The 12,533-nt window shown below is 62.1% G+C and carries 14 protein-coding genes; 3 read left to right on the forward strand and 11 right to left on the reverse strand.

Going from position 1 to position 12,533, the window contains the following annotated elements; translation table 11 throughout:
• Positions 1-156 precede the first annotated feature (156 nt).
• Together BLU52_RS22930 and BLU52_RS22935 are read left to right on the forward strand one after the other, a co-directional pair.
• A complete protein-coding gene (locus BLU52_RS22930; protein ID WP_090287097.1) occupies positions 157-1,563 on the forward strand; it encodes an adenosylmethionine--8-amino-7-oxononanoate transaminase in 1,407 nt (468 codons plus the stop codon).
• A gap of 143 nt (positions 1,564-1,706) precedes the next feature.
• Entirely contained in the window at positions 1,707-2,426 is a 720-nt protein-coding gene (locus BLU52_RS22935) for a 16S rRNA (uracil(1498)-N(3))-methyltransferase (RefSeq protein WP_090287100.1), read from the forward strand.
• Positions 2,427-2,538: 112 nt separating this feature from the next.
• Here the strand turns inward: BLU52_RS22935 and trhA are convergent, their stop codons facing one another.
• Positions 2,539-3,156, reverse strand: a complete 618-nt coding sequence (gene trhA / locus BLU52_RS22940; protein ID WP_007964065.1) for a PAQR family membrane homeostasis protein TrhA — start codon at positions 3,154-3,156, stop codon at positions 2,539-2,541.
• A 141-nt stretch (positions 3,157-3,297) separates the two neighbouring features.
• Between trhA and BLU52_RS22945 the strand changes: the two genes are divergently transcribed.
• Positions 3,298-4,218, forward strand: coding sequence for a LysR family transcriptional regulator (locus tag BLU52_RS22945; protein WP_090287102.1), 921 nt, complete (start codon positions 3,298-3,300; stop codon positions 4,216-4,218).
• A gap of 217 nt (positions 4,219-4,435) precedes the next feature.
• On the opposite strand, the gene madM is transcribed toward BLU52_RS22945, so the two are convergent.
• The 10 genes from madM to BLU52_RS22995 all read right to left on the reverse strand — a co-directional run bounded on the left by madM (position 4,436) and on the right by BLU52_RS22995 (position 12,215).
• A complete protein-coding gene (gene madM, locus BLU52_RS22950) occupies positions 4,436-5,200 on the reverse strand; it encodes a malonate transporter subunit MadM (protein ID WP_038861195.1) in 765 nt (254 codons plus the stop codon).
• A gap of 5 nt (positions 5,201-5,205) precedes the next feature.
• Positions 5,206-5,598 (reverse strand): malonate transporter subunit MadL, encoded by a 393-nt coding sequence (gene madL / locus BLU52_RS22955; RefSeq protein ID WP_090287104.1) that lies wholly within the window; start codon positions 5,596-5,598, stop codon positions 5,206-5,208.
• 66 nt (positions 5,599-5,664) lie between these two features.
• Positions 5,665-6,585 carry a malonate decarboxylase subunit epsilon gene (gene mdcH, locus BLU52_RS22960; protein ID WP_090287106.1) on the reverse strand — a complete coding sequence of 307 codons (921 nt, stop codon included), beginning with the start codon at positions 6,583-6,585 and terminating at the stop codon, positions 5,665-5,667.
• Positions 6,582-7,202 (reverse strand): malonate decarboxylase holo-ACP synthase, encoded by a 621-nt coding sequence (locus tag BLU52_RS22965; RefSeq protein ID WP_090287108.1) that lies wholly within the window; start codon positions 7,200-7,202, stop codon positions 6,582-6,584. Before BLU52_RS22965 ends, mdcH begins: the two co-directional genes overlap by 4 nt.
• Positions 7,196-7,981 (reverse strand): biotin-independent malonate decarboxylase subunit gamma, encoded by a 786-nt coding sequence (gene mdcE, locus BLU52_RS22970; RefSeq protein ID WP_090287110.1) that lies wholly within the window; start codon positions 7,979-7,981, stop codon positions 7,196-7,198. Before mdcE ends, BLU52_RS22965 begins: the two co-directional genes overlap by 7 nt.
• Positions 7,978-8,829 carry a biotin-independent malonate decarboxylase subunit beta gene (locus BLU52_RS22975; RefSeq protein ID WP_090287112.1) on the reverse strand — a complete coding sequence of 284 codons (852 nt, stop codon included), beginning with the start codon at positions 8,827-8,829 and terminating at the stop codon, positions 7,978-7,980. The genes mdcE and BLU52_RS22975 overlap by 4 nt, the downstream gene beginning before the upstream one ends.
• Complete coding sequence (locus tag BLU52_RS22980) at positions 8,822-9,121, reverse strand: malonate decarboxylase subunit delta (RefSeq protein ID WP_056786420.1); 300 nt, start codon at positions 9,119-9,121, stop codon at positions 8,822-8,824. The genes BLU52_RS22975 and BLU52_RS22980 overlap by 8 nt, the downstream gene beginning before the upstream one ends.
• Positions 9,121-9,978, reverse strand: coding sequence for a triphosphoribosyl-dephospho-CoA synthase (locus BLU52_RS22985; protein ID WP_090287114.1), 858 nt, complete (start codon positions 9,976-9,978; stop codon positions 9,121-9,123). The genes BLU52_RS22980 and BLU52_RS22985 overlap by 1 nt, the downstream gene beginning before the upstream one ends.
• Positions 9,978-11,648: a malonate decarboxylase subunit alpha gene (gene mdcA / locus BLU52_RS22990; protein WP_090287116.1), complete on the reverse strand. Its 1,671-nt coding sequence runs from the start codon at positions 11,646-11,648 to the stop codon at positions 9,978-9,980. The genes BLU52_RS22985 and mdcA overlap by 1 nt, the downstream gene beginning before the upstream one ends.
• Before the next feature lie 201 nt (positions 11,649-11,849).
• Positions 11,850-12,215, reverse strand: coding sequence for a DUF6124 family protein (locus BLU52_RS22995; protein ID WP_090287118.1), 366 nt, complete (start codon positions 12,213-12,215; stop codon positions 11,850-11,852).
• Positions 12,216-12,533: the final 318 nt, after the last annotated feature.

Below are 12,533 nucleotides of genomic sequence, written 5' to 3' on the forward strand. Positions count from 1 at the left end.
AAGAATACGTTAGCCATCAAAACGCCGCCAGCGGCGTCTATCGGCTCATACAAAGTAGCTCAATCGACACAATGGGTTGTCCCCGCGCGATGCATTGCATAGGCTTGCGCGATTGTTTGCCCGCGCCTGCCGCGAGCCGCCTCGAGGAGACTGTAAATGGGCCTGAATAACCAGTGGATGCAACGCGATCTCGCGGTTTTGTGGCATCCCTGCACCCAGATGAAAGACCACGAACAACTGCCGCTGATCCCGATCAAGCGCGGCGAAGGCGTCTGGCTCGAAGACTTCGAAGGCAAGCGCTATCTCGACGCGGTCAGCTCGTGGTGGGTTAACGTTTTCGGGCACGCCAACCCGCGGATCAACCAGCGCATCAAGGATCAGGTCGACCAGCTCGAGCATGTGATTCTCGCCGGCTTCAGCCATCAACCGGTGATCGAGCTGTCCGAGCGTCTGGTGAAGATGACGCCGGAAGGCCTGAACCGGGTGTTCTACGCCGACAACGGCTCGTCGTGCATCGAAGTCGCGCTGAAGATGAGCTTTCACTACTGGCTCAACCGCGGTCAGCCAAACAAGAAGCGCTTCGTCACCCTGACCAACAGCTACCACGGCGAAACCATGGCGGCGATGGCGGTCGGCGACGTGCCGCTGTTCACCGAGACCTACAAAGCCCTGTTGATGGACACCATCAAGGTGCCGAGTCCGGATTGCTACCTGCGCCCCGACGGCATGAGCTGGGAAGAGCATTCACGCAACATGTTCGCCGCCATGGAACAGACGCTGGCGGAGAATCATGACAGCGTCGCGGCGGTGATCGTCGAGCCGCTGATTCAGGGCGCTGGCGGCATGCGCATGTATCACCCGGTTTATCTGAAATTGCTGCGCGAGGCATGCGACCGTTATTGCGTGCATCTGATTCACGACGAAATCGCTGTCGGCTTCGGTCGCACCGGGACGATGTTCGCCTGTGAACAGGCCGGCATTCGTCCGGACTTCCTCTGCCTGTCAAAAGCCCTGACCGGCGGCTACCTGCCGCTCGCGGCATGCCTGACTACCGACGACGTCTACAGCGCGTTCTACGATGACTACCCGACTCTGCGCGCCTTCCTGCATTCGCACAGCTACACCGGCAACCCGCTCGCTTGTGCGGCGGCGCTGGCGACGCTGGATATTTTCGAACAGGACAACGTCATCGAAAACAACCAGGCACTGGCCCAACGCATGGCCTCGTCGACAGCGCACCTGGTCGATCACCCGAACGTCTCCGAAGTGCGCCAGACCGGCATGGTTCTGGCGATAGAGATGGTCAAGGATAAAGCCAGCAAAGAGGCCTACCCTTGGCAGGAACGCCGCGGCTTGAAGGTGTTCCAGCATGCGCTGGAGCGTGGCGCGTTGCTGCGGCCGCTGGGCAGCGTGGTGTATTTCCTGCCGCCGTACGTGATCACCCCGGAGCAGATCGATTTCCTGGCCGAGGTGGCGAGTGAAGGCATTGATATCGCCACGCGTGACAGCGTGAGCGTGGCGGTGCCGAAGGACTTTCATCCCGGTTTCCGCGATCCGGGCTGATCTACTTCACTTAAGCTTCAGCGGTACCGGACTACCGTCATCGCTGGCAAGCCAGCTCCCACAGGGTTTTGCGCAGAACCTGTGGGAGCTGGCTTGCCAGCGATGGGGCCGCCAGACTTTTACAAATTTTACAGAGACCCCGCATGAGACTGTCCCGCTTCTTTATCGACGCCCCATTGAGCACCGGCGAACACGAACTGCCGGAAGCCCAGGCGCATTACATCAGCCGCGTGTTGCGCATGGCCGAAGGCGATGCGGTGCAGTTGTTCGACGGTTCCGGCCATGAGTTTCGCGGATCGCTGGTTGAGGTCGGCAAGAAGCGCGTCGTCGTGCAGATCGACGAGCAACTGCCGGGTCAGGTCGAGTCGCCGCTGCACATCCACCTCGGCCAGGGCTTGTCCCGGGGCGAGCGCATGGATTGGGCGATTCAGAAAGCCACCGAACTGGGCGTGAATGAAATCACCCCGATCTTCAGCGACCGCTGCGAAGTCCGCCTCAAGGACGAACGCGCCGACAAACGCCTGCTGCACTGGCGTCAGGTAGCGATCAGCGCCTGCGAACAATGCGGGCGCTCGCGGGTGCCGGTGATTCATCCGCCGGTCCTACTGGCGGACTGGATCAAGCAGACCGAAGCCGAGTTGAAACTGGTGCTGCACCCGGTGGCCGAGCCAATGGTCAGCCATGCCCGACCGGCGACGCTGGCGTTCCTGATCGGCCCGGAAGGTGGTTTGTCCGACGCTGAAGTCGAGCAGGCCAAAGACAACGGCTTCCACGCCGCCCGCCTCGGCCCGCGGGTGCTGCGCACCGAGACCGCGCCGGTTGTTGCACTCGCGGTGGCCCAGCAGCTTTGGGGTGACTTCTAAGGCCTCATCGCTAGCAGGCTAGCTCCCACACTGGATTTTGGGTGTGCACAAATTCTGTGCACTGGAGACCACCTGTGGGAGCTAGCCTGCTAGCGATTGGCAGCGCCTCGGTCTACAAGACATAAAACAGAATCGCGACAAAGTGCAGCAAGCTCCCGGCAATCACGAACAGGTGCCAGATCCCATGGGCATGCCGCAGCCGGTGATCAAGGGCAAAAAAGATAATTCCCACCGTATACAACACCCCGCCCGACGCCAGCCAGGCAAACCCCGCCGTACCCAGCGCAGCGATCAGCGGCTTGACCGCCACCAGCACGATCCAGCCCATCACCGCGTAAATCACGATCGACAGAATCCGCGCCTCCGAGCGCGGTTTGATTTCCTGCAGAATGCCGATCAGCGCCAGCCCCCAGACGATCCCGAACAGCGTCCAGCCCCACGGCCCGCGCAGGGTCACCAGACAAAACGGTGTGTAGCTGCCGGCAATCAGCAAGTAGATCGAAAAGTGATCGACCTTCTTCATGATCGCTTTTTTGCGCCCGCGCACGCTGTGGTACACGGTCGAGGCGCTGTAGAGCACCAGCAGGGTGAACGCGTAGATCGCCACGCTGACGATCTTCCACGGACTGCCGTCGAGACTGGCGATCACCAGCATCCACACGCCGCCAATAAACGCCGCCACCGCTCCGACCAGATGGGTCCAGGCGTTGAGTTTTTCCCCGTGATACATGTGTCGCATACCTCGTAGTCACTAACGCAAGCGCGCAAGGCTCGGGCCTTGAGCGTAAAAGCGCAATGTTTCTGTTCAACCTCGCCTGCGCGGCGCGCGGGAATTGGGCACAATCGGTCGATTCCAAAAAGAGTCCGCGCCATGCTGATCGACGAAGAATTGACCCTGAAAAAACTCGAGGTGTTCCTCGCTTTCATGCGCACCGGCAACCTCGCCCGCGCCGCTGCCGAACTGCAGACCAGCAACGTCAGCGTGCACCGCGCGATTCACTCGCTGGAAAACGCCCTGCGCTGCCCGCTGTTCAAACACGAGGGGCGCAACCTCACGCCGCTGGAAAGTGCTTACGTGCTGGAAGAGCGCGCGCAAAAGCTGATCAACGATGTGGTCGACAGCGTGCGCCTGACCCGCGAAGCCGCCGGGTTCTCCGCCGAGCGCTTCAAGCTTGGCTCGCTGTATTCGTTGACGGTGAAGACCGTGCCGCAGCTGATCATGGGCCTGAAAATCCGCCGCAGCGAACTCAACATCGACCTGATCCTCGGCTCGAACATCGACCTGCTCTACAAGCTGAAAAACATGGAGGTCGACGCGATCCTGGTGTCACTCGACGACAGCATCAACGACCCGGACTGCGAGCAGATTGCGCTGTTCTCCGACGACATATTCCTCGCCACACCGGCGGATTCGAAGTTTGCTCAACGCAGTGAAGTCGATCTGGCCGAGGTGCGCGATGAAACCTTCATCACTCTGACCCAAGGCTTTGCCACGCATCAGGATGGCAATCGGGTGTTCAAGCAGGCGGGGTTCGAGCCGAAAGTGGCGATGCAGGTGAATGACATTTTCACCCTGCTGAGCATGGTCAGCTCGGGGGTCGGTTATGCGTTGTTGCCGGGGCGGATCGCGGCGGTGTACGAGAATCGGGTGAAGCTGATTCCGTTGCAGGAGAAGTATCGGTTGCAGCAGCACATCGGGGTGGTGTTTCTGAAGGCCAAGGAGAGGGATCCGAATCTGCTGGCGTTGCTGGCGGAGTGTCGGATGTATGCCAATCGCCAGACCAGCCCATGATCGACAGAAGATCAAGATCAAGAGCTACCCCCCTCACCCCAGCCCTCTCCCCCAAGGGGCGAGGGGAAAGGGAGCAGATCGGGGCCATTTCAAAACCTGAGTTCGACTCAGAAATTTCAGGTCGATGAAACTCCTGCATCCACCTCGGTCAGTCCCCTCTCCCTTTGGGCGGTCCGACGTTTCGGGAGGGCTAGGGTGAGGGTTAGCTTTTCGGGGGTCAGCCCATCAACCCACGCATCGCCAGAAACAACAGCGAAGGCCCGAGCAAGCAGCCAAGCGCGGTATAAAACGCCGCCGTCAGGCAACCATAAGGCACCAGCTTCGGATCCGTCGCCGCCAACCCGCCGGCGACGCCACTTGAGGTGCCCATCAACCCGCCGAAAATCACCGCGCTGCGCGGGTTGTTCAGGCCGATCATCGGCGCCACGAACGGTGTCATCACCATCACCAGAATCGCCTTGATCAACCCCGCCGCGATCGACAGCGCCATCACCTCGGAACTGGCGCCAATCGCCGCGCCTGTCACCGGCCCGACGATATAGGTCACGGCACCAGCGCCAATCGTAGTCAGGCTGACCGCATCGGTGTAACCGAACGCCATCGCCACACCCACGCCCGCCACAAACGAGGTGCCAACGCCAACGAACAGCGCCAGCACGCCGACAAACCCGGCGCGTTTGAGCTCGTCGACACTCACGCCAAACGCGGTGGCGACAATCGCAAAATCACGCAGCATGGCGCCGCCGAGCAGGCCGATACCCGACAGCAACGGAATATCCACCACCCCCTTCTGCCCACCGGTCAGCGCGCCGCCGACATACGACAGCACCAGGCCGAGCAGAATGGCAATCGCCGAGCCGTGCAGGCGGCCCTTGGTGAAGGTGTTGGACATCCAGTAGGACACCCACATGGTCAGGCCGACAATCAAGAAGCCGCTGATCAGGCCGTAGCCGGTGATCACTTTCATCATTGATTCGTACATGGCGATTACCCCGCAGTCTTGGCTGGAGCAATCGGCGTCTCTTGCTTGTTGCCCATGCGCGTGAGCACCGGCACCAGAGCAAAGGCGATCACCACGGCCAGCGTGCCGGCGAGGATTGCCATCGGGCCGCCCTTCAGCGCGCCGTAGACGTTCTGCTGCGCCGCCATGGCGACCACGATGGGAATGTAGATCGCACTCCAGAACTCCACGCCCTGCTCGGTCTTGCCCTTGAGCCAGCCGCTTTTGTACAGATAACTGCCGAGGCCGATCAGCAGCAGCATCGCAATGCCGACACCGCCGACGTTGGCCGGCACGCCGATCAGCTTGCCGAGCAATTCACCGATCCAGATACCGACCAGCGTACAAAAGGCGAGAAACGCCACACCGTAAATAATCATTGTTGTAGTCCTCAAAGTGCATCGTCGAATGTTGTTTTTGTTTTCGAAGCTTGAGTCGCGGCGGTTTTAGAGTTGGCGGCCACCCTCCTCTCGCAACAGCGCTTGCAGGGTGTCGAGGCGGGCACTGTCGAAGGCCGTGACAGTGCCCTGCTCGAACACCCGGCGCGCCAGCCCGGTCAGCACCGCACCGGGCGGCAGTTCGATCTGTAAGCGCACGCCGCGCTCGTAGGCGCTTTGCACGGTGCCGCGCCAGTCCACTACGCGGCACATGTTGAAGGCGAGGTCGTCGCGCAGCGCTTCTACCTTGGTCACAGGCCGCGCACGGCTACCGCTCAGGTAAGCGATTTTCGGGGTTTTCAATTCAACCCTGGCAAAGGTTTCGGCGAGGGTTTGCGCCGGTTCGTCCAGCAGCGGACAGTGCGACGGCACACTCACCGCCAGACGTTTTGCCAGACCGGCGCCACGACTGCGCGCCAGTTCGGCCACCGCTTGCATGCCGCGGTCACTGCCAGCAATGACCACCTGATGATCGGCATTGATATTCGCCAGATACACCGGCGAATCCTCGCTGTGCACCTGCGCCAGCAGCGTTTCGACTGTGGATAACTGCAAGCCGATGATTGCGGTCATGCCGTAGCCCTGTGGATAAGCCTGCTGCATCAGCTCACCGCGCAGGCTGACCAGATGCAATGCGTCACTGAAGCTCAAAGCCCCGGCGACCACCGCAGCCGGATAGGCACCGATGGACAGACCGGCGACGTAATCCGCCGCCAGCCCGTCCTGCAGCAGTTGCCGTGAGGCCGCGACGCCGGCGATCAGCAGGCACAGCTGAACCGCCCGCGTGGTGCGCAACGCTTCAGCGCAATCCAGCCGCAAGACATCTTCACCGAGCACATCGCTGGCCTCGGTCAACACTTCCCCAGGCAAACGCTGGAGCATGCCGGCTTGCTGCGCGCCCTGGCCGGGGAACACCAGCAGACTGCTCACGCTGCCTGCTCCTGCGGCTGCCAAGGATCGACCACCAATTGCGCCTGTTGCGCATTTTTCAGCAGCACCCGCGCCGAAGCACTGGCCCATTCTCGCAACGCGACCGCGCCGAATGGGGTTTGCAATTGCATGTCGACCCGGCACGCGGCGCGATCAACAAAGGCGATCAGTTCGCGTGCCTGATGACGGGTAATCGGTTGCGGTGCGCGCAGGATCAGATCGAGGTCACTGGCCGCGTGCATCGCGGCAAAACCGCTGGCCAGCTCAAAGCCGACACTGCCACTGACACCCCAGATCCAACCACAGTCATCAAGCATCGGCCGCAATTGCCTGAGCGCCTGCATGACCGGCAGATCACGCGCGCTGTCGACATGACACAACGCTTCAGGACTGACCCGCCGCACAATCGAATCCACGCGCATGAACGCCGCCAATCGCTGCTCGCGCAGCAACCCGCGCACGCCCACCGCGATCAGACCTTCAGCACTCAGCGCGCGCCGCACTACCACCGGTTGCCCGGCGGCCAGCGACTCGATCGCCCACGGCGACGCATCCGCCGGCAACTGCGCCGGGGTCATGCCCCAGAGCAGGTCGTGGGCCAGTGGAATGTTCACCACTGCGCCCTCAGCAATTCGCGAACCTTGCTCGACGCCGCGCGATTGCTGGCACCGAGGCGATTGCTCAGGTCGGTGCCGGTGATATCGCCGATGGCTTGCTTGAGGCATTCGCTGACCCGCGCCAGATCCTCCGCCGTCGGCTGTTCGATCTGCTGCACCGAGAGGGTTTCCCAGAGCAGGCCGAGGCTGGCGTAGCTGTCGATGTCGTAGGCCATCGGCGGTACGCTGGCGGCCAGCGCTTCGAGTTCTTCAACGCTGCGCAACGTCACCCGCGCCGCCGAGGCCTTGCCCATCGCGTGCACCATCACGCCGGGATCGCGCAGGGCGATCAGGCGGTTGGCCTGATAACCGTGAGCCAGAAATGCGCCAGACATCGCTTTGCCCACCAGCAGCGCAATCACCGGATGCCCGGCCAGCCGCGCACGGGCATAACTGCCCGCCGCGCCGGCCAGCGCCTGATGAATGCCAAGGGCTTCTTCGCGCCGACCGTAGGCCTGGCTCGGCACATCGACGATGGCGATGATCGGGCGTTTCTGCGCTTTGTCGCGATCAGCAGTGATCACGTCATCCACAGCCTTCGCCAGACCCCAGCCTTCAAGCAAGCCGACTTCGCCATTACGAGCGCGAGGAAAGCGGTTATCCGGATCAGCGACCACAGCGATAAACCGGCCCAGCTCACCTTCGGCAACCCGCAAGGACGGCGGCAGGCCTTCAACGCTTTTAGCGCCCGCACTCAAGGCATTGAACCAGTTCAAACCGCGCAGCGAATAACCGCTCATGAGCGCTCTCCTTGATACAGATCGCGAACCACCGACGGTTCGATTTGCTGGTCAGTGTTCAGACTGCCCAGACGGTGCAGGAACCACTCGGCGCTTTGGCTGCGTGGCTGAGCCGGCAAACCTTGCTGGAGCAATTCGCCGACCTGCTGACGAATTTGCGCCACGTCATCGCCAACGTAACGATCCACCAGACCGCTGTTGAAGCGTTGCTCGCCCCCGGTCAGGCTCCAGATGAACGGCCGGTCGCGCGAGTCGTATTCCTCGATCCCGGCTTCCTGCTCAATGACTTGCGGGCCGTTCAGGCCAAGACGTGCTTCCTGAGTCACCAGCAGATAACTGCACAGCGCTGCGGCAATCGACATGCCGCCGAAGCAACCGACGCTGCCGGCGACCACGCCGACCACCGGTTGGTATTGCTGCAAATCGACAATCGCCGCATGAATATCAGCAATCGCCGCGAGGCCGAGATTGGCTTCCTGCAAGCGCACGCCACCGGTTTCCAGCAGCAGCACCGCGCGGGTCGGGATGCCTTTGCGGTTGTCCTCGGCGGCCAGTTCCAGCGCGCCGGCAATTTTCGCCCCGCCGACTTCACCAAGGCTGCCGCCCTGAAACGCGCCTTCGATCGCCGCAATCACCACGGGCAAACCGTCGAGGCTGCCCTTGGCGATGATGACGCCGTCGTCGGACTGCGGCACCACGCCCTGGCGCTCCAGCCACGGCGACATCACCCGTTGAAACGGGTCGAGCAGTTCACGAAAGGTCCCGGCGTCGAGCAAGGCTTTCGCCCGTTGCCGGGCGCCAAGTTCGACGAAGCTGTGTTTGTTGAGCAACGCGGCGCTGTCAGTCATGGCCGATCTCCTCGAAACCCTGTTCCAGACGCAAACGCACCACCCCCGGCGTCGCGCCGAAATCGTGGATATCGATGGCCATCGCCGGTGGCGTGGTGCCGTCGAACATCCGCGCAAACAGATGCTGCCAGCGCTGTTGCGCGCCGTTGACCGAGGTCTGCACGTTGATCGTCAACTTGCCGGCCAGGCCAGGTTCGATCAGCACTTCCAGATCCCCTGAGCCGACACAACCGACCAGCGCACGCCCGCGTGGCGGCTGCCCGGCGGGAAATTCAAACGATAGGCTTTCCATCAAAACGCTCCCTGAAGAATGCCGTCGCGCTCGATTCGATCGAGCAGCAGCGTCGCGGCGAGCAAGTCGGCGGCGCCACCGGGCGAGGCATTCAATGCGATGAGTTGTTGATCCAGTTCGTGCAATCGGCGGCGGCCTGTAAGGCTGGCACTGCCACCGGCGTCGAGCACCGCTTGCGCGCCGCTTTGCATGGCGTGCAGGCCTTGTTCGCCGGCGCGGTAGAGCACGCAGGTGTCGGCCAGTTCGGTCATGATCGCCAGCAAGGCGTCGAGCCGGGCGTTCTGTTCGCCGACGCCGTTGGCGCGGCTGTTCTGCAATTGCGGCAAGCCGCGTTGCAGCACCGAGGGGAAGCCGAGTTGCGCTTCCTCGCGAGCACCGCGCGCGCCGTAACGCTGGGCGACTTGGGCGCCGTGGCTGAGTGGCTTCGGTGCGTAGCGGTCGTCGAGCAGCGCCAGGCGTGCTGCACAGAGAGCGATGGACACCGGTCGCAGAGCGGCGGCAGTGACCAGCAGACCCAAGGCCCAGATCGCGCCGCGATGCGTATTCACACCGTTAGTGGTTGCGAGCATCGCCTGCTCGCCTTCGCGACCGATCCGGCCAATCGCTTCGCGTAACGGCAAACCGACTTCGCCAATGTCATGCGCAGCCTCGGCCATTTCCTTGAACGCCGGCCACAACGCCAGCGCCGAAGCGTGCATCAGGCCCAGGTGCAGATCGGTGTGGGCGCCGTTGCCGCGACGGTCGACCAGCGCCGGTTTCGGCGACAGGTCGGCTTCGTCGATCAACGCGTCCACCGCCAGATCGGCCAAGCGGTCAGCGAGCGACAGCGGTTGTGCTTGCAGGTTGAATGCGTGCATTACCAGCTCCTGAATTTGGCGGGCGGGTTGTACAGGCCACCGGACCACTCGACCAGATCCGCCACGCTTTTCGCCGCGAGCAGTTCGCGGGTCGCGTCGGTGCGGCGAATGCCGAGGTCTTCGGGCAAGGCAATCAGGCCTTCGCGGCGCATGCGTTCGGTATCTTTCGGGTTGTGGCGCAGGCCGATCGCGGTGACGCCGGCTACGGCGGCGATCATCGCCTGACGTTCTTCCAGCGAGCGCGCCTTGTACAGATAGGCAATGCCTTCTTCGGTCAGCAGGTGAGTAACGTCGTCGCCGTAGATCATGATCGGCGCCAGCGGCATGCCGCTTTTCTTCGCCACTTCGACCGCGTCGAGGGTTTCGACGAAGGTCGGTTTGCCGCCCTCCTGGAACGTCTCGACCATTTGCACCACGAGTTTCTTGCCGCGTTCGAGCATCGGTTGCGGCGCATCGCCGTGCCGCATATCCAGCCACGCCGGAGTGCCGTGACGGCGACCACGCGGGTCGTGGCCCATGTTCGGTGCGCCACCGAAACCGGCGAGACGGCCACGGGTAACGGTCGAGGAATGCCCGTCGCCATCGACCTGCAGCGTCGCGCCGATAAACAGGTCAACCGCGTACTGCCCGGCGAGTTGGCAGACCATACGGTTGGAGCGCAGCGAGCCGTCGCGGCCGGTGAAGAACACGTCTGGCCGGGCGGCGATGTAGTTCTCCATGCCCAGTTCAGTGCCGAAGCAATGCACGCTTTCGACCCAGCCGCTTTCGATCGCCGGGATCAGCGTCGGGTGCGGGTTGAGGGTCCAGTTGCGGCAGATCTTGCCTTTGAGGCCGAGGGATTCGCCGTAGGTCGGCAGGATCAGCTCAATGGCGGCGGTGTTGAAACCGATGCCGTGGTTGAGCGACTGCACGTTGTGTTTTTCGTAGATCCCGCGAATCGCCATCATCGCCATCAGCACATGCACAGGCTTGATGTGGCGCGGGTCGCGAGTGAACAACGGTTCGATGTAGAACGGCTTGTCGGCCACCACGACGAAATCGACCCATGAGGCGGGAATGTCCACGCGCGGCAGTTCGCTGACGTCGTCGACCAATTGGTTGACCTGAACGATGACGATGCCGTCGCTGAACGCGGCCGGTTCGATCAGTGCCGGAGTGTCTTCGGTGCTCGGGCCGGTGTAGATGTTGCCGGCGCGGTCGGCCATGAACCCGGCCGAGAGCACGACGTTGGGAATCAGGTCCACTACCAGCCGCGCATAGAGTTCGATGTAAGTGTGGATCGCGCCGACTTCCAGCAAGCCATCTTCAAGCAACTGGCTGATGCGCAGGCTCTGGGTGCCGGCGAAAGAGAAATCGAGCTTGCGGGCGATGCCGCGTTCGAACAGATCCAGGTGCTCGGAGCGACCAACGCTGGGCATGATCATGTGCAGGTCGTGAAGCTTTTGCGGGTCGGCCTTGGCCAGGGAACGCGAAAGAAAATCCGCCTGCTTCTGGTTGTTACCCTCCAGCACCACACGGTCGCCGGGATGGATCAGCGCTTCGAGCGCGGCGACGATCTTGTCGCTGGGCAACACCGCTCCATCGGCCAGCCCGCGTACCTTGTCGAGCCGGCGCTGCTTCTCATCGCGCCGCCGCGTCCAGCGCGAGTCGGGGGAAATTATTGTTGTCATGCTCACTCCACGGGGTTCGCTGTCGTGGAGCCAAGGTAGGCGTGTGTGAGGGGGGCATCAATCAAGCATGGTGGTGAATCGTTACGCTGAGAGTAACGGTTGAGAAAGCTATCGCGAGCAGGCTCACTCCTACAAGGGGAACGCATTCTAACTGTAGGAGTGAGCCTGCTCGCGATGGCGTCGCGTGACTCGACGCATTAATCAGTCAGTCGGCACCAACCTGTCCAACACACGATTCACAGCCATCTCCGCCACCATCACCACCTGCGCGATACCTTGCACAGTCTTGCGGTGCGTACCCTCCACCATCGCCGCATGATTGTTGAGCATGACGGTGGCCGAGCCGAGGGTTTCGCTGGCGTCGGCCAGCAGAGATTCGGTGTCGGCATTTGGGTTGGCCATATACAGCGTGTTGGGGGTGTAGGGCGTGGCCATGAGGTCGGCGTTGGTCGGACCGAGGTAGTGGTCGAGCGCGCGTTCGGCGGCTTCGTGGAATTTCTTTGAGTCGGTGGATTCGTAGGGGGATGCGGGGTCGGTGAGCGGGGGGTTAGGCGTTACTTTGAACATTTACCAGATCCTCATTCGGGCTAGCCATCGCTTCCCTACTAAAAGAAGTGGAGGCAGCTGTGCGCAGGTTAGTAGACCGGGGATCTGGGAAACCGGCGCGCCCGAAGGCGCCCTGCGCACAACCACCATAAAGTGCAGGCATGGAGTACCTGACTGTCTGATGAGCTATACGCCCCAAATATGACGGGCTACTAAACCCGATCACTGGAAATCAGTGACGGAATCAAGTTACGCAGCATGCCCAAGGCGCACAAGCCGGCGGATTCTGGTGCATGCGTAGGCAGCGGCGCAAGGATTTGTAGGCTAGTGAGCCGTAAC

It is taken from the genome of Pseudomonas granadensis (assembly GCF_900105485.1).
Lineage (GTDB): Bacteria > Pseudomonadota > Gammaproteobacteria > Pseudomonadales > Pseudomonadaceae > Aquipseudomonas > Aquipseudomonas granadensis.

Coding starts and splice junctions, on each gene's coding strand:
- BLU52_RS22995 (WP_090287118.1), bottom strand. CDS start 12,215: ATGTTCAAAGTAACGCCTAACCCCCCGCTCACCGACCCCGCATCCCCC.
- BLU52_RS22980 (WP_056786420.1), bottom strand. CDS start 9,121: ATGGAAAGCCTATCGTTTGAATTTCCCGCCGGGCAGCCGCCACGCGGG.
- BLU52_RS22935 (WP_090287100.1), top strand. CDS start 1,707: ATGAGACTGTCCCGCTTCTTTATCGACGCCCCATTGAGCACCGGCGAA.
- BLU52_RS22930 (WP_090287097.1), top strand. CDS start 157: ATGGGCCTGAATAACCAGTGGATGCAACGCGATCTCGCGGTTTTGTGG.
- BLU52_RS22975 (WP_090287112.1), bottom strand. CDS start 8,829: ATGACTGACAGCGCCGCGTTGCTCAACAAACACAGCTTCGTCGAACTT.
- BLU52_RS22945 (WP_090287102.1), top strand. CDS start 3,298: ATGCTGATCGACGAAGAATTGACCCTGAAAAAACTCGAGGTGTTCCTC.
- trhA (WP_007964065.1), bottom strand. CDS start 3,156: ATGTATCACGGGGAAAAACTCAACGCCTGGACCCATCTGGTCGGAGCG.
- mdcE (WP_090287110.1), bottom strand. CDS start 7,981: ATGAGCGGTTATTCGCTGCGCGGTTTGAACTGGTTCAATGCCTTGAGT.
- BLU52_RS22985 (WP_090287114.1), bottom strand. CDS start 9,978: ATGCACGCATTCAACCTGCAAGCACAACCGCTGTCGCTCGCTGACCGC.
- mdcA (WP_090287116.1), bottom strand. CDS start 11,648: ATGACAACAATAATTTCCCCCGACTCGCGCTGGACGCGGCGGCGCGAT.
- madL (WP_090287104.1), bottom strand. CDS start 5,598: ATGATTATTTACGGTGTGGCGTTTCTCGCCTTTTGTACGCTGGTCGGT.
- madM (WP_038861195.1), bottom strand. CDS start 5,200: ATGTACGAATCAATGATGAAAGTGATCACCGGCTACGGCCTGATCAGC.